Below are 26807 nucleotides of genomic sequence, written 5' to 3' on the forward strand. Positions count from 1 at the left end.
GATATCGCCTCTGCAAGTGCAGCTGTTCTTAAGCAAGCGATATCGCCTCTGCAAGTGCAGCTGTTCTTAAGCAAGCTTCGGAATCAGGTTTTGACGCACTATTGGATTTGCAAAAGAAAGCTTGGTCAAGAATATGGGAGATGGCCGATATTGTGATAGATGGTGATGTGAAAGCCCAACAAGGAATACGTTTTAATATATTTCAGTTAAACCAAACATACCTAGGGAAAGATGCTCGATTAAATATTGGGCCTAAAGGATTTACTGGAGAAAAATATGGAGGAAGTACGTATTGGGATACTGAAGCATATTGTATTCCATTCTATATGGCTACGAAAAATCAGCAAGTTGCTCGTAGTTTATTAAAATATAGATACAATCATTTAGAAAAGGCCATAGAAAATGCAGAAAAACTTGGTTTTACCAATGGAGCTGCTTTGTATCCAATGGTAACTATGAATGGAGAAGAATGTCATAATGAATGGGAGATTACCTTTGAAGAAATCCATAGAAATGGTGCGATGACATTTGCTATTTATAATTACTTACGTTATACAGGAGATTATAGCTATATTCCAGAAATGGGATTAGAGGTTATGATTGCTATAGCAAGATTCTGGCATCAAAGAGCGACTTTTTCAACAGACAAGGAAAAATATGTAATTCTTGGTGTTACTGGACCTAATGAATACGAAAACAACATCAATAATAATTGGTATACTAATTATTTAGCAAAATGGTGTATAGAGTATTGCGTTGAAAATATTGAGAAAGTCAAATCAGATTATAAAGCTGACTATGATAGGATAATGGAAAAAGCAAATCTAGATCAGAAAGAAATTGATCAGATGATGGTGGTTGCTGAAAAAATGTTTTTCCCATACTCAGAAAAGCATCAAGTATATCTACAACAGGATGGTTTCTTGGATAAAGAGTTAATAACTGTTGAAAATCTGGACAAATCTCAACGACCAATTAACCAAAAGTGGAGTTGGGATAGGATCTTAAGATCTCCATATATTAAGCAAGCAGATACATTACAAGGTTTCTATATGTTCGAAGATCACTTTACTAAAGAAGAACTAGAGCGTCATTTTGATTTTTATGAACCTTTTACAGTACATGAATCTTCGCTTTCTCCTTGTGTACATAGTATACAAGCTGCAGCTTTAGATAGAATGGATCAGGCATATACTTTTTATCTTAGAACTTCTAGATTGGATCTTGATGACTATAATAAGGAAGTTGAAGAAGGACTCCATATTACAAGTATGGCAGGTACTTGGATGAGTATCGTGGAAGGTTTTGGTGGTCTAAGAGTTAAAAACGATAGACTATCTTTTACACCTAGAATTCCTAAAGAATGGAAAGGGTATACTTTCAATGTTAATTTTAGACAAAGTATCTTAAAAGTAAATGTTTCTCAAGAAGGAACTACATTTAGTTTAGAAGGAGACAAAGACTTATTAATATACGTAGATGGTAAAGAGTTTACCATTTCTCCCAATCGTTTAATGAGTGTTTAACCCATTATCACTTAATGAAATTATAAATACCCCAAAGGCTTAAGGTTTTTGGGGTATTTAATTCAATTCTTCCATTTAGAATTGATAGTATAAATAAAACAAATCAAAATTACAACCGTGAAGAACTTATTAATAGTGCTCTTTGGGTTAATTGTTTCTTTAACCTATGGGCAAATAGAAAAAATAGAACCTCCTTTTTGGTGGAGTGGTATGAAATCTAGTGAGCTACAACTGATGTGCTATGGAAAACAAATAGCATCATACGATATAGAAAGTAAAGATGTGAGCGTATTGGATATTACCAAAACTGAAAACCAAAATTATCTTTTCGTAACCATCGATACCAAAGGTATTAAACCAGGTCAGATTACTTTGGATTTTAAGAAAAATGATAAAATAGCTTTCTCGAAGGCATACGAGCTTAAAGCAAGAAGAGAAGGTTCTGCGGATCGAAAAGGATTTGATAGTAGTGATGTTATGTATTTGATCATGCCTGATCGATTTGCAAATGGGGATATGGCTAATGATTCACATAAAGATACTGCAGAGAAAGCAGATCGTTCTAATCCAGGCGGACGTCATGGAGGAGATATTCAAGGAATTATCGATCATCTAGATTACATTAATGATTTAGGAGCTACTGCTATTTGGAGTACACCATTATTGGAAGACAACGAGCCCGTGTATTCCTATCATACCTATGCACAAAGTGATCTTTATAAAATTGATCCAAGATATGGAACGAATGAAGATTACAAAAGACTGGCATTAGAAATGCATAAGCTTGATATGAAACTTATAATGGACTATGTTACCAATCATTGGGGATCAAAGCATTGGATGATTAAGGACTTACCCACTAAAGATTGGATTCATCAATGGCCAGAAGGTTTTAGAAGAAGTAATTATAGAATGACTACTCAATTTGATATCAATGCCTCTAAAGTAGATGCTAAAGGATGTATGGATGGATGGTTTGATACCACCATGCCTGATATGAATCAAAGTAATCCATTACTTCTTAACTATATCACTCAGAATGCAATTTGGTGGATTGAATATGCAGATTTGGATGGATTCAGAGTAGATACCTATTCTTATAATGATAAAGAAGGAATAGCACAATGGACTAAAACAATTATGGAAGAATATCCAAATTTTAATATCGTTGGAGAGGTTTGGATGCACGATCAAGCACAAATGGCCTATTGGCAAAAGGATAGTAAAATAGGAGCAATTGATGGTTTTAATTCTCATTTACCATCTGTAATGGACTTTACACTACATGATGCAATTATGGTAATGTTTCATGAAGAAGGAAACTCTTGGGATAAAGGAATGATTCGCGCTTATGACAATTTTACGAATGACTTTTTATATCCCGATATTAATAATCTATTACTTTTTGCTGGAAATCATGATACCAATAGAATTAATGAGATTTATCAAAGTGATATCAATAAATATAAAATGGCGATGACTCTTATATTTACTACAAGAGGGATACCTCAGATATACTATGGAGATGAAATTGGGATGTTAGGTAATCGAGATAAAAAAGGAGATGGAGATATTCGTAGAGATTTTCCTGGTGGTTGGTCAGGTGATAAAAGGAGTGCTTTTATTTCAGAAAAAGTAAAAGGAAAAATAGACGGAAGAACTAGTGATGAAGAAGCTTTTCATGCTTTTACTAAAAAAGTATTGAATTGGAGAAAAAGCAGTGATGCGATTCATAGTGGAAAGTTATTACAGTATATACCTTTTAATAATGTGTATGTATACTTTCGATATACAGAAAAGGAGAGTGTAATGGTAATTATTAATAATAACTCCGAATCTCAAGAATTGGATATTACTAGATTTAAAGAAGGTCTAAAAGATTTCAAAATAGGAAAAGATATTATTACAGATAATACGATTGATGTAACAGAAAATATTACAATATCTTCTAGAACATCCATGATACTTACATTACAACAATAAATCAAAAACTAAACTAATAACGAATGAAAAAAGTAATTTTCTGTCTTTTCTTAGCAAGTATGATACTTTCTTGTGGAAAGACAAAAAAAGAAGAAGTTGCCATAACGGTAGATGAGCCGATTAAAGAAGAGGTAAACAAAAAATTAGCACCTGTTAGTGATGCTATGATGGAGAGTGCTGTGATCTACGAAGCAAATATTAGGCAATATTCAGAAGAAGGATCCTTCAAAGCATTTACAAAAGATATCCCATCTTTGAAAAACTTAGGAGTAAAAGTACTATGGGTGATGCCAATATATCCAATTTCTACTACGAAAAGTAAAGGTTCTTTAGGTAGTTATTATGCGATTTCAGATTATACAAAAGTGAACCCTGAATTCGGAACTATAGAGGATTTTAGAGATTTAGTAAAGACGGCTCACGAGAATGGTATTTATGTAGTATTAGATTGGGTAGCGAATCACACAGGTTGGGATCATGTATGGTTAAAAGAGCATCCAGATTTTTATACGAAAGATGATAAAGGAGAAATTACACATACCGTTGGAACCGATTGGACCGATGTAGCAGATCTTAATTATGATAATAATGAGATGAGAGCAGAAATGCTAAAAGCAATGAAATATTGGATTCAAGAAGAAGGAGTTGATGGTTTTCGTTGTGATGTAGCAGGAATGGTGCCAGTTGATTTTTGGGAATCTACTGTAGCGGAACTTAAGAAAATAAAACCAGTATTTATGTTGGCAGAAGGATGGGAACCAGAATTAATGGAAAATGCATTTGATATGGGATATGGATGGGATACGCATCATGTGATGAATCATATTGCAAAAGCAGAAAATACAGTTGCTGCCTGGGATAAAAGAATGAAGCAAGTAGATTCTATGTATGCGGCAGATGATATATTGATGAACTTTACTTCTAATCATGATGAAAATTCTTGGAATGGAACAGTACAAGAAAGAATGGGAGATGCCAAAGAAATGTTTGCTGCTCTTTCCTATGTTGCGCCTGGAATGCCTTTGATATATTCAGGTCAAGAATATGATATGGATAAACGTTTACTATTCTTTGAAAAAGATACTATTATCAAAAAGAAAGGTGTGTTCTATCCTTTATATGAAAAACTTGGAAAGCTAAAAAATGAAAATCCTGCTTTAAATGGAGGGAAGAAAGCAGCTTCTTACAAAAGGATAAAAACTTCGGAAGATGATAAGGTGTTAGTCTTTAAAAGAGAAAAAGAAAATAATAAAGTGGTTTTTGTAGCAAATATGACGAAAGAATCGGTGAAGTTTACAGCAGAATATGAAGGAAAATTTAAGGATTACCTTTCTGGAGAATACATAAGTGGAGCAAAAGGACAAGAGTATGAATTAGATCCTTGGCAGTACTTGATTTTGATTGAACAATAAAATTATATAATCTTAATTATTAGAGCAGTGTTTTTACAAGCACTGCTTTTTTTTGTTTTAAATAATAGTTGTATCCAAGTTTCTAAATTGTAATATATAGTATTGTAATACAAATCAATTTAAAATAAAAGTTATGAATTGGAGAGTTTTATGCGGAAGAGTTATTTTATAATTAATTAAGGGAAATTTCCCTTATAATTGAGGCAATGCCACAAGAAAATAAAAGAGTATTTCGATAATTTAGAGTATAAGATTTGTATAAATCAATTATTTCTAACCATTAAAAATTCATTTTAATTATGAAAACTCTTAAAACACTATTATTTATTTGCTTTTTAACTCTTAATCTTTCAATTGTAAATGCTCAAATTAAGATTGGTCAAGGAGTAACATCGCCAAGTGACTGGGTGGATTATAATACAACAGGAATTTATGTAGATGTAGATACGAAGTCCTGTGGATTTACAACGACACCACATTATTTAGTAACATTAGAATCTATTAGTAATAAAGGATTCCATTGGTATATTTCAGGTGTACCTTCTATATATAATGTTACACCTACTGGTTTCAGGGTATACTTGAGATGGACAGATGCTCCTTCAGATTTACCAACAGTAGGATCTCTTAATTTTCCAAATCCTTTAAGAGCAAGTACGGCTAAAGATCGAGATTGGGTAATTCGTTGGACTGGAATTGAAATGGAAGATTGTTCCCCTACAAGAATAAATAGCAATGAAGCGGGTACTATTTTCTCTGGAGCTTTTGGGAAAGAAGGAGATGCCTTACCTCAAGATGATACTTTTAAAATAGAAACTGAAGCAACTTTGGATAGCTATAAGTTGTTTCCAAATCCTGGTAGTGATATCATTAGAGTTGAGTATAAAGGAAGAATTGAAAAACATGAAATCTATAATTTGAACTCTAAACTATTAGGAACATATCATTCTAATGCAATTGATATTAAAAAATTTCCAAAAGGGAATTATATTTTAAAAACATATACCTCAACCGACGGCGTAATCACAAAACAGTTCACAAAGTAATTTCATTAGAGTATTTTTAGTTTTACTATTGAAATTTTAGAAAAACGACTTATGAAAATAGGTCGTTTTTAGTTTTGTAATAATTCTAAAGGAAATAAAATGATATTTGAACCATTTTGAACTTTTACTTATTCCTTAACATTATCCCTATAAATATGTTAAAACCATACCTTTTTTGTCAGTAATTACTGAATTTATTAACCGAAAACGTTTTAGATTTTGAGCAAATTAGGTTATTGCGATCAATAACAATAGATTTGGCTTCAATGACAAAGAAAGTTAAAAATATCGCGGTACTTACTTCTGGAGGAGATGCTCCAGGAATGAACGCTGCTATAAGAGCAGTTGTTCGTGCATGTAGTTATTATGAAGTAGATTGTTTTGGTGTGTATAAAGGCTATGAAGGTCTTATACATAATGAAATGGAAAAACTAAATGCACGTTCGGTAAGAAATATTATAAACAAGGGAGGAACGTTTCTTAAATCAGCACGTTCTAATGATTTTCGTACTGAGGAAGGAAGAAAAAAGGCATATGATAACCTAATTAAAAATAACATAGATGCTTTAATCGTAATTGGAGGAGATGGAAGTTTTACTGGAGCTTTAAAATTATCAGAAGAGTTTAATTTTCCAGTTGTTGGAATTCCTGGAACTATTGATAATGATATCAACGGTACAGATTATACTATTGGATATGATACTGCATTAAACACAGTAGTAGAAGCTATAGACAAGATAAGAGATACAGCAAGTTCACATAATAGATTGTTTTTAATCGAGGTTATGGGAAGAGATGCTGGAGATATTGCTTTAAATGCAGGAATTGGAGCAGGAGCAGAAGAGATTTTAATTCCAGAAGAGGATATGGGAGTTGATCGTCTTATTGAATCTTTAAAGAAAAGTAAAAAAACAGGAAAAACATCTAGTATAATAGTCGTAGCTGAAGGAGATAAATCTGGAAAAAATATTTTCGAATTAGGTGAATACGTCGAAGAAAATTTAGAAGATTATGAAGTGCGAGTTTCTGTTCTTGGTCATATACAAAGAGGTGGCGCTCCAAGCTGTTATGATAGAGTTTTGGCCAGTAAATTAGGAGTAGGAGCTGTGGAGACTTTGCTAGAAGGAAAAAGTAAAGTAATGATAGGAATTGTGCATAAGCAGGTAACTATCGTACCATTGGCTACCGCTTTAGGAAAAAGAACACATAAACACGATAGATTAATTAAAGTAGCTGATATAACTTCAGTTTAAATATAACCACGTTTTAAATCAAAAACAACTAAATTATTAAGTATGAGTACGTTAAAAATTGGAATTAACGGTTTCGGTAGAATTGGAAGAATTGCATTTAGAATTGCTTCTAAACGCGAGAATGTAGAAATAGTAGCTATTAACGATTTGTTAGATGTAAATCATTTGGCATATTTGTTAGAGTATGATTCCGTTCACGGAAAGTATGATGGTACCATAGCAGTAGAAGATGGAAAACTTATAGTAGATGGGAAAGCAATTCGAGTAACTGCTGAAAGAAACCCTGAAGAATTAAAGTGGGATGCTGCTGGAGTAGATGTAGTAATGGATTGTACAGGGATTTTTACTACTTTAGATAAAGCTGGTGCTCACCTTAAAGCTGGAGCTAAGAAAGTAGTAATTTCTGCTCCTTCTGCAGATGCACCTATGTTTGTAATGGGAGTAAATCATAGCGAAGTAAAACCTACAGATACCATTGTTTCTAATGCATCTTGTACAACAAATTGCTTAGCTCCATTGGCTAAAGTAATCAATGATAATTTTGGAATAGAAGAAGGGTTGATGACCACAGTACACGCGTCTACTGCAACACAAGCAGTAGTGGATGCGCCTTCTAAGAAGAACTTTAGACTTGGTCGTTCTTCTCTAAATAATATTATACCATCATCTACTGGAGCTGCAAAAGCAGTAGGAAAAGTGATACCAGAATTGAACGGAAAACTTACTGGAATGGCCTTTAGAGTTCCAACTGCTGATGTTTCTGTGGTAGATCTTACGGTAAAAACAAAGAAATCTGTATCTTATGATGAGCTTAAAGCTGTTGTTAAAAAAGCTGCAGAAAATGAGTTGAAAGGAGTTCTAGCGTATACAGATGAAGATGTAGTATCTCAGGACTTCGTAGGAGAAGAGCATACTTCTACTTTCGATGCAGGTGCAGGGATTGCTTTAAATGATAACTTCTTTAAGTTAGTATCTTGGTACGATAATGAGTTTGGATACTCATCTAAATTAGTAGATCTTTCATCCTATGTAGGTAATCTATAAGGAGTAATAAATTATATTGCCCTGATTTCGCAATGTAATCGGGGCTTTTTTTCTTAGACACACACAACAAATTTTTTTCAAATGATTTTAATAGCTGACGGTGGTTCTACCAAGTGCGATTGGATTCTCCTAGATGACGTTGGAGAGATCGTGTTTAAAACGCGTACAGAAGGATTGAATCCTGCTGTATTCGAGAAGTCTTTGTTAGAAAAAAGAGTTCGAGCTAATGCAGAGTTAACCGAACATAGTACAACAATTGAAGCAGTTCACTTTTATGGTGCAGGGTGTGGTACCGAAAAACCCGCTGCGATGCTAAAAAAAGTGTTTGAGGACTTTTTTGTAAATGCTGATGTCATCGTAAGAGAAGATATGGTTGCTGCTGTGTATGCCGCAACTACAGAACCTGGTATTGTTTGTATTTTAGGAACTGGCTCTAATAGTTGTTATTTCGACGGAGATAATATACATATGGCTGTAGATTCATTAGGTTATATTTTAATGGATGAAGCCAGTGGAAATTATTTTGGTAAAAGATTAATAAGAGATTATTACTATAAAAGAATGCCGCCTGAGGTTGCAGCAGAATTTGAAAAACGTTTTGACCTTTCTTCTGATACGATAAAAGAAAATTTATATAAAAAGGAAAATCCTAACACCTATTTGGCGTCATTTGCAGAGTTTATTTTTACAAGTGAGCGAAATGGTTACTTTTATAAAATCATAACGGAAGGAATCCAAGAATTTGTAGAAACCAGAGTACTTGGTTTTCCTGAAGCACAAAATGTCCCCGTACACTTTATAGGGTCTATTGCACATTTTAGTGAGGATATTATTCGAGCAGCGGTATGGCCTTACCATTTAACCGTAGGAAATATAGTAAGAAGACCAATCGATGGGATTATTGATTATTACAGAAACGATGTAATTCAAAAGAATCCAAACAAGGTATAGCGTACTACGTACTAAGATTGTTTAAAAATAAAAAGGAGGAATTAATGATAATGTTCTAAAATTATCAAATTTTCTCCTTTTTCCATTTTCCATAAACTCGCTACAAAAAAGTAGGATCCTTTGAAATCTTCATAGTCACAACCTACAAAATAATCATCATCATCTTTGATTATTTTTTCGCAGATATGATTTTTCATTTCATTATGCCAAAAGCTTTCATTTTCATCTTTTTCAATCCAATCGATCACATCTCTTTCGGAAATAATACCTAATTGAGTTGTGTTATCTGAGATTAATTTTTTAACCTCTTTTTCCTTTAAATATTTAACGAACTCTTTGCTAATAGTCTCTTCCTTCCAAATTCTTTTGGAATCCCAATTCATTAAATATTTTGTATTTTCCTTACTTGTTTTCACTCTTTATATTTGGGGAATAATTATGCGGTAAAAGTATATAATTTATTTATTAAAATTGTAATTCAGAGTAATTCTTGTTCCTTTTTGAGGAGAACTACTTATAAAAATTCTACCATCAATATAATTCATTCTTTCTTTCATAAAAAACAATCCCATTCCACCTTCTGCATTATTTTTTGGCTTCTCTGGAATTTTACTTAGGTCAAATCCCTTTCCGTTATCCTCAATACTAATACTTAAAACGGATTCAGAACTATTTATTGTAATGAGAATATAATCAGAATTTGCATATTTGATAGCATTATTTACTGCTTCCTGAGTAACTCTGTATAGATTAGTTTCAACTAGAGAATCGAAACGTATTTCAGTATTTGAATTGTCTTCAAGGATAATATTTTTACTAGTTAGTTTAGTAAGTTCCTTTGCCATTTTCTGAAGCGCAATACTAATACCATAATCCTTCAATTCTGGTGGAGTAAGATTAAAAGTAGCTGTTCGGATCCCTAAAATTAGATCTTTAGATAATTTTTTTAGCCCTTCGATCTTTTGATTTGTTTTTTCAATATTATCTGTATTTATGGATTCTATATTGAATTTCAGTGCGGTAAGCATCTGACCAATACTATCATGAATCTCTTTGGCAATTCGTTTTCTTTCTTCTTCTTGCGCTTCGACAATTTGACTAGCATTTGATTTTTGTAATTCTTCTTTTTGTTGATATTCTAAATCGGTTAATCTTTTGATTTCTAATTGAGCTTCCTTTCTTTTAGAGATATCAGAACAGAGCACTAATCTTTCACTATTACCAGACTGTTTAAACACGTTAAGAATAGAAATATCTAACCAAATTTTTTGCCCATTACTAGTTACAAATTCAAATTCTTCATTAAAAACACCACCTTTATTTTGTGAAATTAAAAGTAAAAGTCTATTCGCTTGTAGTTCACTTAAATTCATAAGTTCTACAAGGTTTTTTTGGTCAGCTTGTTGATCTACATTAAGTACTTTTCCAAACCGTTCTCCCAAATTCTTAATTATGCCTTGTTCATTAACTCTGGCATATAATAATGTTTGGTCTAATGCTTTTGTAAGGGAAATGAGTTCTTGTACATTTTCATTTTGAGTTTTTCTTAGTTTTTCGGCATTTTCAGCCATATCTGTTGCATCTTTTTGAGATATCAAAAGATCAAAGATGGTCTTTTTAATACTTAACGCCACAGGTCTGAACAATAAGAAGAACTCGAAAATTAGGATTAAAATAATTAATCCGAAGAGTACATATTCAATTCTCTTAAGACTTGAAATCTTTTCCTGAGCATCTTTTTCATATCTAAATACGATAGCATCCATTTGTTTCAGAAAAAGAGGCTCATTAAAGATAACATTGTTTAGATATGGGGTTAAGACTTCATCATGTGTCGAATCATTTTTAGCCAACGCTATTATTTGGATACTGTTTTCATAAATGGTCTCGAAATAGGGCTGTAACACTAAAAACATTCGCTTTATTTCGGTGCTGTCATTTTTCCCTTTTGGAATAGAATCATTATATCTTCTTAGTCTTTCATGAGATGTTTTCCAGAGATTTATTGTAGCCTCGAGATCATTGAGATATCTTTTTTTAGCGGTGGCATTTGTAGTATTACTAAGTAACAACAACTCTTTGGTAAGTTTCTGACTTAGCATTCGTTGTCTACCAGAAATATTTATAATTTTAGAATCATCAATTTGAGAATTAAGATATCGTTGAATAAAAAACTGCCCTCCAATAGTAAAAAGAGCAATTGCGCCTAGAGCAATAATATAAATTTTACTTAGGCGATTAAATGTTTGAAGATCTAATGACTCTAATTTATTCAATACAACAAAATTAACCGATCGCTTGTTGAATCAATTTTAATCCATTTTCGGAAAATGATAATTTTAAGGCTGCTTCTTGACCTTTTTTAGACATTTTTCTCCAAGTTTTTTGCAATATATCTATTACTTTTTCTGAAGAATGTTTTTCAAAAAAATCTGCATAATAGAATTCTAAAAATACTAGACATATAACATCTTCTAAAACTTGGGTACCTTCATCTTTCTTAAGCTTCTTTTTTTGTATTAAAAAAGAAACTCGATCCATAGTTTCTTGATCATATCCGACATTTAACATAATTTCTGAAGCCTTAGCAGCATGAAATTTTTTAAGTTCTTCTCGCCACTTTAAATAACCAATTCGATCCATTGGATATTGATCACGAGGGATTTCCCACCTACAGATATGTTGTGCTCTAGCTGCTATTTGCAACGCCTCAGAAGGTTCTTTTACGAATTGAGAAAGCGTTGCACTCATTCGTTGTCCATAAATCAATTCCTTAGCTATAAATTCTCCATTAACATTTTCTGTATTCGGATCTTTAGCATTTAATTCATCAATAATTGAGAATGCTTGGTCTAATCTTGTGGTTGGCATAAAAGTAAACTATTATTAGAATACTTGCTAATGTAAGGCTTTTATAACTAATATCTATTATTCTTCAAAGCCAATAAAGACGGCACCATTTTCAATTTTTACAGGGTATGTTGCTATAGGAGCTAAATCTCCATTTAGATTTTCACCACTTTCTAAAGAAAATGTTTTTTTATGCATAGGGCAGGCAACTTTGGGAATTCCTGCTTGGTCGCCTATCATCCCTCTACTGAGAACCATCTCCATTTTGTGAGGACAAATATTTTGACAGGCATACCAAGCATTTTTTCTCTCAAAATTAAAAACAGCTATTTGCTTTTCTTTATATTTAATGCACGCTCCACCGTTTTTTGGAAAATCTTCCACTTTTGCAGCTTCAAACCATACTTTTACATTCTCTACAGTGGTAGTTTTATATACTTCTAAAATTTCTTCCATACTTACTATTTTTAATACTTTGTTAGACCAAACTATGGAGTCCTTATTTCCATTGTTGAGGCATTTTTTGATCTCTTAGTGGCACGAATACTAGATTGTCATCAGATTCATCACTATTTACAAAATGATTAAAACGTTTCATTATTTCCTCATCCTGTATTGCCTGAGTCCATTCACATTGGAATGAGTCAACCAACTTTTCCATTTCTTTTTCTAATTCTTCAGCTAGCTGTAATTTATCGTTTACAACAACTTCTTTTAGGTATTCGATACCACCTTCTAGATTATCCAACCATTTTGCTGTTCTTTCTAATGGAGCAGCAGTTCTTATATAATACATTAGGAATCTATCTATGTATTTAATTACAGTTTCATTATCTATTTGTTCCGCTAATAATTCAGCGTGTCTAGGATTAGCACCACCATTTCCACATACATACAAATTCCATCCTCCTTCTACCGCAATAACACCAAAGTCTTTACATCTTGCTTCTGCACATTCACGAATACAGCCGGATACACCTCCTTTAATTTTATGTGGCGAACGCAATCCTTTATACCTTTCTTCTAATTCAATGGCAAAACTCACACTTTCATCCATTCCGTATCTACACCAGGTAGATCCCACGCAACTTTTTACAGTTCTAAGTGATTTCCCATACGCATGTCCACTTTCAAAACCATGATCAATTAGATCTTTCCATATCAATGGTAATTGATCTAATCGAGCACCAAAAAAGTCAACTCGTTGTCCTCCTGTTATTTTGGTGTATAAATCATATTTTTTTCCTACTTGACCAAGAACGATTAGTTTTTCTGGAGTTATTTCACCTCCTGGAATTCTTGGAACTACAGAATATGTCCCATTTCGTTGGATATTTGCTAAGAAACGATCATTAGAATCCTGAATTGCTATTTCTTCATTTGCCGTATCTGCGTATAAGCTTGCTAAGATGGAAGCTATTACCGGTTTACACACTTCACATCCATCACCGTTACCGTATGCATCTAGAACTTCATCATAAGTTCTATATCCTTTTACTTTAATGATGTCATAAAGTTCTTGTCGGTTGTAATCAAAATGCTCACAAATAATATCTTTTACTTCTTTTCCTAATGATTTTAATGTGGCATTTACCAAATCTTTTACCATTGGTTTGCAACCACCACATCCAGTACCGGCTTTAGTGCAAGATATCACATCCCCCAGATCATTAGCTTCTCCGCTTTCAATAGCTCCACAAATTTGCCCTTTAGTAACACTTTCACAAGAACAAATTTGTGCACTATCAGGTAAGTCCATAACATCTCCAAGCAAACCATCGCCATCGCCTCCTCTGCTTCCAAGAATTAGATCTTCCGGTTCTTCAGGAAGTTTCATTCCATTAATATATATTTGAAATAAGGAGTTATAATCAGATGAGTCACCAACTAAAATTCCTCCTAATAATTTTGTGCCGTCTTTGGACACGTTGATTTTTTTATAGACACCTTTACGCTTGTTTTCGTAGATAATCTCGTCAACTTCTTTTTTGGCTTCGTTTAGCGCATCACCAAAACTAGCTACTTCTGTACCAATTAATTTTAATTGCGTTGACATATCAATATACTCTGGCATTTCATTATTACCACCGGTTATTTGATTAACAGCTACTTCGGCCATATCATAACCAGGAGCAACCAAACCATAGATCATACTATTCAGTAATGCACACTCTCCAATAGCATATATATGCTCATCAGAAGTTTGCATTTTTTGATTAACCAAAATACCTCCTCGAGTTCCTACTTCTAAGCCAGCTTCTCTAGCAACTTCATCTCGTGGTCTTATACCAGCAGAAACCACTAACATATCGACCTTTAATTCAGTATCATCTATATACTGCAATCCTTCGATAGCTTTTGCTCCTTGTATAAACTTTGTTTGTTTAGATAAATGCACTTGTAAGCCTAAACTTTCAATTTTGGCTTGTAACATATCACTTGCACCTTTATCTAATTGTCTTGGCATCAGTCTTGGTGCAAACTCTACAACATGCGCGTTAAGTCCTAGATTCTTTACAGCATTTGCAGCTTCCAAACCTAATAAACCTCCTCCAAGAACTGCAGCTTGTGTTTTTCCTTGAGTCTTTAACTTTTTAGCATAAGCCTCAGTGGCTTCTAAATCTTCAATAGTTCGGTATACGAAAACCCCTTCCTTGTCAACTCCCTCTATAGGTGGGACAAAGGCAGAAGATCCTGTAGCTAAAACTAAATAGTCATAAGAATAGGTATCACCACGATGATTAGCAACTGTTTTTTGCTCTCTATTAATTTCCGTAATCATTTCGGAAATATGCAGATCAATATTATTTTCTTCATACCAAGTGGCAGTTGACATACTCAAATCTTCTGCTGTCTTTCCATCATAGAATTCGCTTAAATGCACTCTATCATAAGCTCGCCTTGGTTCTTCTCCGAATACAATTAGCTTATAGTCATTAAATTTTTCTGAGGCTGCAAATTTTTCACAAAACTTATAACCTACCATTCCGTTACCTATTACTACTACCTTCTTCATTAGTTACGTATTTAAAGTTCAAAATTAAGTATTAATACGTATTTTATTAATAAGAATTACGTAATTATAAGTAGTTGAAATTGAGAATTTCGAAATAATCCATAAAAAAACCTGCAAAAATCATTTCGCAGGTTTTAGTGAATAACTCAATACTAAAGTGAATATTGAGAATTATTATTCTTATGGTTTTTTCCATTTAAATAAATTTGGATTTACGGTTAACATAACCCATCCCCAATTTTGTATACTGTCTGCTTCTCCACCTGCTCTTGCATTTGCAAAGTCGTCATTAAGAAAAGATTGAGAATACCCTACATTCAATTTAGCGTATGGAGTGATTTTTTGAGTAAAAACTAAATCAACTGCAGTGCCATATGCACCGGATTCATATGAAGCTCCATTAAACGCTGCGTCTTCTAAACCAGAAAAGTAATGTACTTTTGTTAGTAATGTTGACTTTTCAGCAAGCTTAAATACAGCTTTAGCATTTAAATCTAATAATCCACCATTGTTCGCATGACGACCTACATAAAAGAAGTCCTGAAAACCGTTGAACTTATGATTAGTTCCGAAAAGTGGGAAAAAAGCTTCCGTTTTATCTGCAGTATCAGGATCGTTACCGCTTAAAATTTCAGCCCCGATACCAAATAAGGTTTTACCTGGTTTATATGTAAGATTCAGCATCGCTTGGTAAGCGCCAATACTTACTGTTTCTGTAAAATCACCAAATTGATAGTAAAAGCTACCATCTAAACCGAAAGCACCTTTTTTGTATTTACTATAAACCCCAGTAGTATGCCTAGAAATAAACCGATCTATAGCAGCTCCAGTTCCATCAAGAGCTTGAAACTGATTATTTAGGAAAAGAAAACTTCCTGAAAATGATTCACTGAATTTATTGTTTAAGTGTAGAAACTGCAACGATTTGTACTGAAACACAGGTTGTCCAGCACCTGATGGTTGGAAAACATTGCCAAAATTGCTAATTCCGTTCTGATTAAATGCAAAACCAACATCTAATTTTAGACTAGAGTTTTTATAACGTATCAAGGCTGCATCATGAGTTCTTTGTTGATCGGCCCATCCTAGAGCACCTAAAATACGTTGGTCATCATAACTTAAGAATTGACGTCCAACTTTAGTTGACCATCCACCACCAAAAGAAATTGAGGCCCATGCACGGTTAACTCTAAACCCACCATTTCCTTGATCAACTGCGGTCGAAAGTTGAGGCCTATCTCCCCATACACTAGTGCTTTGTAAATCTAAAAAAGTAGTAATTTTTGTGCTGCTATACTTTACGAGTAATGCGGAGCGTTGCGATACGAATGCAGACCCTTCCACATCTTCAGGTGCAACATCTTGAAAACCATGACGATATTCGAAACGAGGGCGAACCATAGCATCTATACTTAGTTCTTGTCCGTTTACGTTAAATACTACTACGAATAGTAGTATCAATAAATGTAACCTATTTTTCATTACTTAAAATTTTGTTTGATATGAGAGCATAGAATGGTCCCATATGATTATCTTCTTTTCAATTAATCCTATTAGCTGATATATTAATTGAACATTTCAAAACTAAGTATTAATACTTATATTTATTGTGTTTTTTAGATAAAAATACGTATTTTTATTTCGCAGATTGTCAATTTCAGGAAGTGATTTTTGAATTATTCATATCTTTGAGTAAAAGAAGGCTTTTTGACAGTTTAATTACGTAAGTATAAATTAAGTATTTTAAAAAATATATGGTAAGTATTGTATTAGTAGACGATCACTTTTTGGTAAGAGATGGAATTCGCTCTCTTTTGGAAGAGGAACAGCAGTATCAAGTTATTGGAGAAGCTTCTAATGGTAGAGATGCTATTGATTTAGTGCAATCCTTACAACCAGATATTGTAATATGTGATATAAGGATGCCTGAGATGTCTGGTATAGAGACAGTGGAAAGGTTAACAGAGTTGGCTGTGTCTTCAAAGTCTATTATGTTATCCATGCATGATTCTGATGAGTATATATTACAATCAATAAACGCAGGTGCTGATGGTTATTTGTTAAAAGATGCAGGTAAAGAAGAGTTTTTAAAAGCATTATCTACTGTTAGTAAAGGTAATAAGTATTTTAGTGGTGATGTGTCATCTATTTTGGTTAAAAATCTTTTAAATAGATCAGGAGAAAGTAAACTAGGAGAAAGAGAAATACAACAAGAACCACAAGTCAAAAAGGAAAAGGGTAATCCTTTTGATCTTACAAAAAGAGAAAATCAAATCCTGAAACTAGCAGTTTCTGGTATGACTAATAAAGATATTGCTTTAGAATTAAATATTAGTAAAAGAACAACAGAGGTTCATCGCTTTAATTTAATGAAAAAAATGGGGGTTAAAAATGTATTAGAATTAAGTAAAAAAGCCAGAGAATACAATATGATTCCCTGACTTTTAGTATATTTTTTAAATTATAAAACAATATTAGTTGTTAGCGATACCTTCATATAAGCCGGTTATTTTATTAAATGATTTTGTTAGTTGATTTGTAGTGGTAAACATCTCTTCTAAAGGGAATTCGCCATTTAATAGACCTCTTTGGTTGGTTTGAAATTTTTCCCAATAAGACATAACTACTCCTAATTCTTCCTCAATCTCAGTACTGTTATAGCTGCTAATCAATAATTCTCCAATAGTAGTATCAAATTTCTGATAAGTTTCGCTTAGTATTTTTTTAAATTCAGGCCCTTCTCCTTGAAACATGGTAGCTGCCGTATAGTAAAGACATAGTCTTTGTGATAGCATACGCTGTCGACCAGAAATGTTTATGGTTTTAGCGAAATCCTTGTTTTTATTCTGGAAAAATTGATTGTTATAGTTGTAACTATTTTCTATACTGATTACAACATCATTACAAGCTTTTAATAAGTTTGTATTTGTTTTTACTATACGTAGGGAGTTTTGTACATCTGGAGTACTTGAAATAATTGATTTAAAATCATTCCATAAGGTTTGTACTTTTTTAAGCGATAGTTTAGTAGAAGAACTGCTAGCGTTTTTGGTTAAAATTTGAAGCTGTTTTTCAAATATAAACTTACTAGAGTTTAGTTCTTTTTTTATAGAAGGATCGTTGATTCCTTTTGCCATTAATAAATAAGCTTTCGAGATTTTCTGCGAAAGCATTCGTTGTTTTCCAGATACGTTTATCGCTTTGGCGTAGGTAATAGAACCAAAACTATTGGATTGCGCGCTTACGTAAGTATATGTGAAAAACATAACAAAAATAGCTAGCAAGGTTTTAGTTGTTCTTTTTTTCATAAATAATTTTTTTAATGAAATTATACATTGTTGTGCTATAATATGGTATGATCTTGGGTCAAATTGTATTGCACAATTACGAAGAAAATTGTTTACGGTTTGAGGAAATTTAGTACGAAAATACTTATTTTTTTTTGAGAAAACCAAATATTTAGTACGTAGTTTTTTTTGGTAGAAAATAGAATATGCTCAATTAAGGATAAACCGTATTAAAAATACTGCAATACAGTTAAAATATTGATTATCAAAACATTGTGAATTGTATGTTTTAAATCTGAATGATATTTACAATTTTCACCCATTCCTTTTATCAATAATTCAATCTAGAAGATGCTAAATTATTAAATACGTAATTAATACTAAAAATACGTATTTTTTTGTTTCAAAACTTTTTTAGTAAGTATTTATACTTAATTTTGTTGTATTCTATTAGCTGAATTTTCAAAAATCAAATTATGAAAACAATGAATTTTAAAATAGGGATTTTCTTAACTGCTTTGGTTATGTTGTCCTGCGGAGGAGAAAAGAAGAAAGAAATTGCTTCAAGTGAAACGGAAGTAAAAGAGGAGTCTTCAAAACTAACCATTGAGAAACCTCAGTTAACTTTTGGTTTTATTAAGTTAACAGATATGGCGCCTCTTGCGATTGCAAAGGAAAAAGGTTTTTTTGAGGACGAAGGTCTTTTTGTTTCGGTAGAAGCGCAGTCTAATTGGAAAAATGTATTGGATAGAGTTATTGATGGTCAATTAGATGGTTCTCATATGTTAGCAGGTCAACCTATTGCTGCTGGAGCTGGTTTTGGGAGACAAGCTGAATTGGTAACACCTTTCTCTATGGATTTAAATGGTAATGGAATTACAGTATCCAATGATGTTTGGTCTAAAATGAAACCAAATGTTCCAAAAGGTGAAGATGGTAAGCCTATACATCCTATTTCTGCTGAAGCGTTAAAGCCAGTGATTGAATCTTACAAAAATGAAGGTAAAGCCTTTAAGATGGGAATGGTATTTCCAGTTTCAACTCATAATTATGAAATACGTTATTGGTTAGCTGCTGCAGGAATTAATCCTGGAATGTATTCTAAAGATAATATTCAAGGACAAATTGATGCTGAGGTGCTTTTATCAGTAACACCACCACCGCAAATGCCAGCAACACTAGAAGCAGGAACGATATATGGGTATTGCGTAGGTGAGCCATGGAATCAACAAGCAGTATTTAAAGGTATCGGTGTTCCCGTAACTACTAATTATGATATCTGGAAAAACAACCCAGAAAAAGTATTTGTAATGACTAAAAAATTCGTGGAGCAATACCCTAATACAGCCACAGCAGTTACTAAAGCACTAATAAGAGCTGGTAAATGGTTAGATACTCCAGGAAATCGTGCAGAGGCAGTAAAAATATTATCAATGCCAGAATATGTTGGAGCAGACGAAGCTGTATTAGCAAATTCTATGACTGGAACATTTGAGTTTGAAAAAGGAGATAAGAGAGAGATGCCTGATTTTAATGTATTCTATAGATATGATGCAACATATCCATTCTATTCTGATGGTATATGGTTTTTAACTCAAATGAGACGTTGGGGGCAGATTCCAGAAAGTAAGCCTGCAGAATGGTATGAGAAGACAATCAAAGATATTTATCGTCCAGATATTTGGACTAAAGCAGCAAACTTGTTAGTTGCAGATGGACATTTAGAAGCTTCTGAACTACCAAAAACAGATGGTTATAAGCCGGCAACTACTGATTTTATTGATGGAAATAAGTTTGATGCTAAAGATCCTATTGGGTATATCAATAGTTTCGGAATTGGAAATAAAGAAAATGTCGAAGGTGTTTCAAGTATAGAGAAATAAAAGTAAGTTGAATAACAAAACAATCAAATATTCTCTGACACAAAACATAATTTGGAGATAGTAGTTGGGGAGCAATAAATTAAATGACATGAAAGATAGATCTATTCATATTTTGAATTTTGTAGGATTAGGGTTTTTTGAACCTGCGATTAGATTAGCTGCAGGAGAAGAGACTAAGAAGAATTTAATTGCTTTACTAAAAAAAGTTTTCTTACCTGTTTTGTCGGTAGGTTTGTTTTTGGTTTTATGGCATGCAGGAGCTAGTTATTTGTATAATGTTGAGAAAGATTTTAAAATAGAAAGAGCAAAAGAAGCATCAGGAGATGCAGGAGTAGCTCTTGAGCTTAAAAGAATTGAAACAGGAGAATCTTCAATTAATTCGTTGCCTTCTCCAGGAGCTGTTTTAGCAGCATTTAAAACATTGTTGGCAGATCACAGAAGTATTACGGCTAAAAAAGCTGCTTTTAAAGAAAAAGTAGCTGCTACTAATGCGAAGCGTGAAGAACAAGGTTTAGAGCCAATAACATATACAGGTAGACCATCATTTGTGGATCAGATCTTTACTAGTTTGAAAACTGTTTTTGCTGGTTTCTTTTTAGCACTTTTCTTAGCGGTTCCTGTTGGAATTATATTAGGCTTAAGTAGTACTTTGCGATCTTCTTTTAATTGGTTAATCCAAATATTCAAACCGGTTTCACCTGTTGTTTGGTTTTTATTAGTGTATATGATTGTAAAAACTATGACACTTAGCTATAACGGAGATGTGTCTTTTATTATCTCTTTTATTGCTGTAGGTTTATGTGCAATGTGGGCTACATTAGTAAATACAACTTTAGGAGTTTCGACAGTAGATAAAGATTATATCAATGTTGCTAAAGTTCTGAACTTAGGCGTAGGTCAAAAAGTATTTAAAATAGTTTTGCCATCATCATTTCCGTTAATTTTTACAGGTCTTAGAATTACAGTTTCTGTTGCTTGGATGGTTTTAATTGCAATTGAATTACTTTCTCAAAGTCCTGGTTTAGGAACTTTTGTTTGGGAAGAATTTCAGAATGGAGCTAATGATTCGAATGCTAAAATTATAGCGGCAATGTTTGTGATTGGAATTATCGGTTTTTTATTGGATAGATTAATGTTTACTGTTCAAAAGTTTGTAACCTTTACTGAAGAAGCTGCGGCTTAAAAAAAAACAAGTTATGGCATACATAGAATTAAGAAACGTTTCCAAGTCTTTTGGAACAGGAAAAGATAGAACAGAGGTATTATCTAATATTAATTTAGAGATTGAGGAAGGTGAATTTGTAGCGATTGTAGGTTTTACTGGCAGTGGAAAAACAACATTGATTAATCTGATATCTGGTCTGTTGATGCCAGATGAAGGAGAGGTTTTGTTTAAAGGAAAACCTGTTACAGGACCTAGTCACGAACGTGGTGTGATTTTTCAGAATTATTCGTTATTGCCATGGTTAAATGTTAGAAATAACGTTGGAATGGCGGTTAAAGAGGCGTTTAAAAAAATGACTAAAAAGGATCGTAATAAAAGGGTGGAAGAATATGTAGAAATGGTAAATCTTTCGCCAGCTATTGGAAAATTGCCAAAAGAACTTTCTGGAGGAATGAGACAACGAGTATCTGTAACCAGAGCTTTGTCTATGAGCCCTGATGTTATTTTAATGGATGAACCATTAAGTGCATTGGATGCTTTAACTAGAGGTAATTTGCAAAAAGAAATCCTTAATATCTGGAATAAAGATAAAAAAACAGCCTTGCTTATTACAAATGATGTAGATGAAGGTATACTCATGGCTGATAGAATAATACCATTAAAACCAGGTCCCAAGGCTACTTTAGGACCTGAGTATAAAATAAATCTAGAGCGACCAAGAAATAAAACTGCTCTTAATCATAATGAGGAGTATAAAAAACTGCGAAATGGAATTATGGAGTATCTGATCCAAATCGGAGAACAAAGAGCTTCAAAGAAAAGTAATGACTATACGTTACCTGATATTAAGCCGGTAATCAAGCCAACGCCTTTTAGAAGATTAAGTTTTAGTTAAAAAACAAACGAATTATGGAGACATTAGAACAGAAGGGAATAAGAAGATCGGATAATGGTTTGTTTGAGGATAAATACATGTTAGATATTTCTCAACTTACTAAAATTTATCCTACGCCAAAAGGAGATTATGTAGTTTTAGATGATCTAGATTTAAAAGTAAAACACGAAGAGTTTATATCTATCATCGGTCATTCTGGTTGTGGAAAGTCTACGTTGCTTACTATGATAGCTGGTCTAAATCCTATTTCTAGAGGTACAATCATAGCGAATAATGAAACGGTAAGAGGACCAGGGCCAGATAGAGGTGTGATATTCCAATCACCTAGTTTATTACCATGGATGACTGCTTATGATAATGTAATGTTAGGAGTTAAGCAGGTTTTTGCACACGGAACTAAAAAGGATAGGGATGATATTGTAAAGTATTACTTGTCTAAAGTAGGGCTTGAGGATGCTATGTATAAAAAGGCAAAAGAACTTTCACAAGGGATGCAGCAAAGAGTTGGAATTGCCAGAGCATTTGCTTTAAAACCTAAGGTTTTGTTATTAGATGAGCCTTTTGGGATGCTGGATTCTCTTACACGTGGAGAGTTACAAGATGTGCTTATTGAAGTATGGAATCAGGAAAAAATTACTGCCATAATGATTACACATGATGTTGACGAATCTATTTTTCTGGCAGACCGAGTAATTATGATGACTAGCGGGCCAAGAGCAAAAGTAGGAGATATTTTAGAAATAGATTTTGAAAGACCTCGTTTAAGAAAAGATGTTTTGGAGCATCCAGATTATTATAAATATAGAGAACATTTGATTGATTTCTTAGAGCATTAAACTTTTTAGGAAGTTAGCATAAAATAATCGTTAGTTTGAATACCTCGCATAGTGTCTAAAGTTGGCATTATGCGAGGTGTTTTTGTATTGTTTCTGATCATTTTTGATCTAAATAATCAATTTTATTCTTTGTGGCGTCTTTATAACTCCTGATTTTTTCTATGTAAGATTGTAAAAAAGATAATTTATGATAGCTTTTTTTTATTAAAATGTAATTATTCAACATAAACCCTTAATTTTTTAGGGTCAATTTGTTTTTTTATTTGTTTTATACATAGATTTGTATTGTTTTTAAGGGGGTATGAATGATAAAAACCACTTTTAATTTAAAATAACCCTAAAAAAATAGGGGTTAAATAATTTTTTCGTAAAATAAAAGAGAAATATGAATATTGAAGAGTTAATTACGGTATCGATTACAGAATTTTTAGATGTAGAAGTGCATAGAGATACTGGAAATCTGGATTTTTCTTCTAAAATAGAAATTGTAAAGAAACGTATTACTAATAAGGTTAAAAACAGTCCTGATTCTTACGGTATGGTAAATGGAATGAAAGGATACGAATATGAGATGTTTTTTAGTAGTAATCCAAATGACATGATTAAAATTGATGGTTGGATTCCAATCGATACAGATAGAATTGAAAAGGCTGATAAAATAAACGAATATATAGAAATTGGTCTATTAAGAAAGATAGGTAGTTCATTGAGTTAATTGATAAAGTGCAATTTGTGTACACTGAAATTCAATGTAAACTATAAATGTAAATATGAACCCAAAAAAAATGACTTATGAATGTAAATGAATTAATCACTGAAGCTATAACTGAATTTTTAGATGTTGAAGTAAATGGCGATACAGAAAATTTAAATTTTGCTTCCAAAATTGAGATTGTAAAAAATAGAATTACTGATAAAGTAAAGAATAGTCCTCATGTGTATGGTCTTCCAGGTGATTCTGAAGATTATGAATATGAAATGTTCTTTAGTAGTAATCCAAACGATATGATTAAAATTGATGGTTGGATGCCAATAGATACTAAGAAAATTGAAAAGGCTGATAAAATAACTGAATATATAGAAATCGGTTTGCTTAGAAGAATTGAAAAAGCAGCGTAAATTGAAAACGTTATAGTTTATAATTTTTATAAAAAAGATTAAATTTTAAGCTCTGTTTGTGTAATATTGGTATATTTAAACTGATATTTGCATAATCAGAGTTTATTTTTTGATTAATAGAAAAACAAAACAAAGTAAAAAAAATACAACCTCTTAGGTTGTGTCCTGAACTTTTAAAAAGATATTTGGATTATATCCACAAAATTTAGTGTTTGAAACCTTAAAGATCTAGTAGCTTTAAGTGTTTCTTGTGTTGCCGGTTATGAGAAGTCATAACCGGCTTTTTTGATTCTTGGAAATATTATTTTGTTTTTAAACAATGGAATTATTGAAATGACTAAAGTTATTGGGATGATAATATAAATCCAATTTGGAATTGGAAAAGGATCTCCTTTAGCATAAGAATGTAATCCAGATAAGTAATAGTTTACCCCAAAAAAAGTCATGATTAAACTTCCAAGAGCAAATAAATTGCAGACATTGTATATGTATAAGTAGTTTTTATGAAATATAATCCTAATATGTAGTACAAATGAGTATATGACAATACTGATTAGAGCCCAAGTTTCTTTTGGATCCCAACCCCAGTATCTTCCCCAAGATTCATTCGCCCAGATACCTCCTAAAAAAGTTCCTATTGTTAGCATATAGAGGCCTATAGTACTAGTAAGTTGATTAATGTTTGTTAATTTGATAATTGTTTTTTCAGTTTCAGAAGAATTGGAGAATGTCTGAAAACACATTAGTATTAGTGTAATTAAGGATAGCAATGATCCTAGGGCAAGAAAACCATAGCTGGCGGTAATAATAGCAACATGTATTAAAAGCCAATATGATTTTAATACAGGAACCAAATTAGTAATTTCTGGATTCATTAAACTTCCATGAGCGATTCCGATAAGGCAAATTGCTAGAATTGAAGAAGCTGCTGTAGCAAAAGAGCTGTTTTTTTGAAAAATAAAACCAGCAAGCATTCCTATCCATGCAATGAATATAGTAGCCTCATACCCATTGCTCCAAGGGGCGTGTCCCGAAATATACCATCTGATTATGATTCCGATACCATGTAAAATGAAAATAACGAATACTAAAAATAGTGTTGTTTTTATGATTTTCTTTAGAATCAAATTTTTGTATTTGAATATGTGCCAAAAACTTAAGAGGAGTAAAGTAGTTCCGAACAAAGAATAACCTATGAGACACCATAAAAAAACCGGATTGTTGTTAAACCAAATTTCTGTATTTATTTTGGTTTCCGATAGTAAAATAGAGGAGCTATTGCTTTTTTGAAAGTTTTTAATGAGTTCTAAGGTTGTGTCTGGTGTTGTCCAATCTTTAGTTTGAATCGCTGAAGTGATGTCTTCAAAATAGGTAGGTATTATCTTGTTAAAGAAAAGCTCTTCATCTCCTTTAAAATCAGCATCCGAATCAATAGGGCAGTACCACTTTTGATTAGGATCATTTTTTTTCGGGAAGATCTTAAGGAATTGACCGTTGAAAACTCCCCAAACTATATTAATACGTTCATCTATTTTAATGATGTCCTTGTCAAAAGCATTTCTTTTTCCCGGAGCTTTAGAATATGCTTTATTAACTAGCTTCTTTAGTTTGTAGTTTCCTTGAAAATCGAAAAACTGTGATGCGCTACTATAGCCAGAACTATTTATTTTTAATACTTTTTTTAGTTCGTTTATTGTTTTTTTTTCAATTTTTATAAACTCTAATAATTGCCAAGAGTCTGGTTTGTATTGCATCCCCATGAATACCTGAGTAGGAGATAGTTGTTTTTTTTGACCATACTGATCGGTGTACTTAAAGCTACTTCTGCCATGTATTTTTCTTAGTAATTCCAAGGATAAAGTACTAATTGGTTTAATTCTTCCTTGAAAATCCTGAACCTGAACCTTTGCAATTTTTTGAGCATGTGTTTTGGTAATAAGTTGACGTTCTATCAACTTGTAATTTTCTAAGTTGTGTAGCTGTTGTCCGCATGTAGGAATTACAGTTATAAACAAAAACAACAACATGCTATATAGGAGCTTATCTTTCACGTAATAATTTTAAAATGAATCCGAAATGAGAAGTTTTCCAGTACAGGCTTAATAACATCCCTAATCCTAATAGTCCATAGCCAATATAGGTGATCAATGTTCCCCAGTAGTCTCGATTGACAGATAGAATAGTTCCGCTTTCATCAGGTAAATATGCTGATTGAAAAAATCTATAACCTTTATGATTTAAGACATTATTCATAAAAATCGTGTAATTAAAGAAGTTGTTTTTCTCTTGTATTTCCAAATCACTATAAAAAGCAGAAGGACTGTCAGATCCTGGATAACGTTCAAGGATGAAGTCTTTAAGATAAACTGAAAAGGGGAGTTGTATAGGTTTAGAACCGTATCGAATACTTAAGTGGATTCCATTAATAATGATTGTCTGAAAAGGATTCATATATCCAGGTCCTCCAAAAATTGTAATTTCTCGTTCTTCTTCTCCCGATTTTAGAGCAAATTTGATGGCGGCTTCAGGGTTTTTAATGGT

At 32.6% G+C, this 26807-nt stretch carries 22 protein-coding genes and 1 pseudogene; 14 read left to right on the forward strand and 9 right to left on the reverse strand.

The annotated features are described in order from the left end of the window. Positions 1–50: 50 nt before the first annotated feature. The 7 genes and pseudogenes from GBO31_RS21125 to GBO31_RS21155 form a co-directional block, all read left to right on the forward strand. Positions 51–1526: pseudogene (locus GBO31_RS21125) on the forward strand (family 65 glycosyl hydrolase domain-containing protein); the annotation flags it as partial. Between the two features lie 117 nt (positions 1527–1643). Beyond that, the gene (locus GBO31_RS21130; RefSeq protein WP_343211332.1) at positions 1644–3509 is read left to right on the forward strand and encodes a glycoside hydrolase family 13 protein; all 1866 of its coding nucleotides are present in this window, start codon (positions 1644–1646) and stop codon (positions 3507–3509) included. A gap of 23 nt (positions 3510–3532) precedes the next feature. Then, entirely contained in the window at positions 3533–4921 is a 1389-nt protein-coding gene (locus GBO31_RS21135) for an alpha-amylase family glycosyl hydrolase (protein ID WP_219010467.1), read from the forward strand. Between the two features lie 299 nt (positions 4922–5220). Beyond that, positions 5221–5967: a T9SS type A sorting domain-containing protein gene (locus GBO31_RS21140; RefSeq protein WP_219010468.1), complete on the forward strand. Its 747-nt coding sequence runs from the start codon at positions 5221–5223 to the stop codon at positions 5965–5967. A gap of 266 nt (positions 5968–6233) precedes the next feature. Beyond that, positions 6234–7220 carry a 6-phosphofructokinase gene (gene pfkA, locus GBO31_RS21145; protein ID WP_219010469.1) on the forward strand — a complete coding sequence of 329 codons (987 nt, stop codon included), beginning with the start codon at positions 6234–6236 and terminating at the stop codon, positions 7218–7220. 42 nt (positions 7221–7262) lie between these two features. After that, positions 7263–8264, forward strand: a complete 1002-nt coding sequence (gap, locus tag GBO31_RS21150) for a type I glyceraldehyde-3-phosphate dehydrogenase (protein ID WP_219010470.1) — start codon at positions 7263–7265, stop codon at positions 8262–8264. 81 nt (positions 8265–8345) lie between these two features. Next, complete coding sequence (locus GBO31_RS21155) at positions 8346–9215, forward strand: BadF/BadG/BcrA/BcrD ATPase family protein (protein WP_219010471.1); 870 nt, start codon at positions 8346–8348, stop codon at positions 9213–9215. A 41-nt stretch (positions 9216–9256) separates the two neighbouring features. Here GBO31_RS21155 and GBO31_RS21160 read toward each other — a convergent pair whose 3' ends face one another. The 6 genes from GBO31_RS21160 to GBO31_RS21185 form a co-directional block, all read right to left on the reverse strand. Next, a complete protein-coding gene (locus GBO31_RS21160; protein WP_219010472.1) occupies positions 9257–9631 on the reverse strand; it encodes a hypothetical protein in 375 nt (124 codons plus the stop codon). 42 nt (positions 9632–9673) lie between these two features. After that, complete coding sequence (locus GBO31_RS21165) at positions 9674–11491, reverse strand: ATP-binding protein (RefSeq protein ID WP_219010473.1); 1818 nt, start codon at positions 11489–11491, stop codon at positions 9674–9676. A gap of 10 nt (positions 11492–11501) precedes the next feature. Then, positions 11502–12086, reverse strand: a complete 585-nt coding sequence (locus tag GBO31_RS21170) for a DUF4202 domain-containing protein (RefSeq protein WP_219010474.1) — start codon at positions 12084–12086, stop codon at positions 11502–11504. A 57-nt stretch (positions 12087–12143) separates the two neighbouring features. Continuing rightward, complete coding sequence (gene nirD, locus GBO31_RS21175) at positions 12144–12521, reverse strand: nitrite reductase small subunit NirD (protein WP_219010475.1); 378 nt, start codon at positions 12519–12521, stop codon at positions 12144–12146. A 43-nt stretch (positions 12522–12564) separates the two neighbouring features. Next, a complete protein-coding gene (gene nirB / locus GBO31_RS21180) occupies positions 12565–15081 on the reverse strand; it encodes a nitrite reductase large subunit NirB (RefSeq protein WP_219010476.1) in 2517 nt (838 codons plus the stop codon). A gap of 180 nt (positions 15082–15261) precedes the next feature. Continuing rightward, positions 15262–16563 (reverse strand): alginate export family protein, encoded by a 1302-nt coding sequence (locus tag GBO31_RS21185; RefSeq protein WP_219010477.1) that lies wholly within the window; start codon positions 16561–16563, stop codon positions 15262–15264. Between the two features lie 272 nt (positions 16564–16835). On the opposite strand from GBO31_RS21185, the gene GBO31_RS21190 reads away from it, so the two are divergent. Continuing rightward, positions 16836–17522: a response regulator gene (locus GBO31_RS21190; protein ID WP_219010478.1), complete on the forward strand. Its 687-nt coding sequence runs from the start codon at positions 16836–16838 to the stop codon at positions 17520–17522. Between the two features lie 33 nt (positions 17523–17555). Here GBO31_RS21190 and GBO31_RS21195 read toward each other — a convergent pair whose 3' ends face one another. Beyond that, entirely contained in the window at positions 17556–18389 is an 834-nt protein-coding gene (locus tag GBO31_RS21195; protein ID WP_219010479.1) for a type IV pili methyl-accepting chemotaxis transducer N-terminal domain-containing protein, read from the reverse strand. A gap of 455 nt (positions 18390–18844) precedes the next feature. Here GBO31_RS21195 and GBO31_RS21200 point away from each other — a divergent pair, with 455 nt between their 5' ends. From GBO31_RS21200 to GBO31_RS21225, 6 genes are all read left to right on the forward strand, one after another. Beyond that, on the forward strand, positions 18845–20251 hold the full coding sequence (locus tag GBO31_RS21200) for a CmpA/NrtA family ABC transporter substrate-binding protein (RefSeq protein WP_219010480.1): 1407 nt from the start codon (positions 18845–18847) through the stop codon (positions 20249–20251). An 88-nt stretch (positions 20252–20339) separates the two neighbouring features. Further along, the gene (locus GBO31_RS21205; RefSeq protein WP_219010481.1) at positions 20340–21434 is read left to right on the forward strand and encodes an ABC transporter permease; all 1095 of its coding nucleotides are present in this window, start codon (positions 20340–20342) and stop codon (positions 21432–21434) included. A 13-nt stretch (positions 21435–21447) separates the two neighbouring features. Further along, positions 21448–22311, forward strand: coding sequence for an ABC transporter ATP-binding protein (locus tag GBO31_RS21210; protein ID WP_219010482.1), 864 nt, complete (start codon positions 21448–21450; stop codon positions 22309–22311). A gap of 14 nt (positions 22312–22325) precedes the next feature. Then, on the forward strand, positions 22326–23147 hold the full coding sequence (locus GBO31_RS21215; protein ID WP_219010483.1) for an ABC transporter ATP-binding protein: 822 nt from the start codon (positions 22326–22328) through the stop codon (positions 23145–23147). Between the two features lie 385 nt (positions 23148–23532). Next, a complete protein-coding gene (locus tag GBO31_RS21220; RefSeq protein ID WP_219010484.1) occupies positions 23533–23862 on the forward strand; it encodes a hypothetical protein in 330 nt (109 codons plus the stop codon). A 77-nt stretch (positions 23863–23939) separates the two neighbouring features. Then, positions 23940–24266, forward strand: coding sequence for a hypothetical protein (locus GBO31_RS21225; RefSeq protein ID WP_219010485.1), 327 nt, complete (start codon positions 23940–23942; stop codon positions 24264–24266). 260 nt (positions 24267–24526) lie between these two features. On the opposite strand, the gene ccsA is transcribed toward GBO31_RS21225, so the two are convergent. Beyond that, positions 24527–26317 (reverse strand): cytochrome c biogenesis protein CcsA, encoded by a 1791-nt coding sequence (ccsA, locus tag GBO31_RS27240; protein ID WP_219010486.1) that lies wholly within the window; start codon positions 26315–26317, stop codon positions 24527–24529. Next, positions 26307–26807 (reverse strand): cytochrome c biogenesis protein ResB (locus GBO31_RS21235; protein ID WP_219010487.1); only part of this gene is annotated, 501 nt, incomplete at its 5' end. The genes ccsA and GBO31_RS21235, both read right to left, overlap by 11 nt.

Source organism: Aquimarina litoralis, from assembly GCF_019295435.1.
GTDB lineage: Bacteria > Bacteroidota > Bacteroidia > Flavobacteriales > Flavobacteriaceae > Aquimarina > Aquimarina litoralis_A.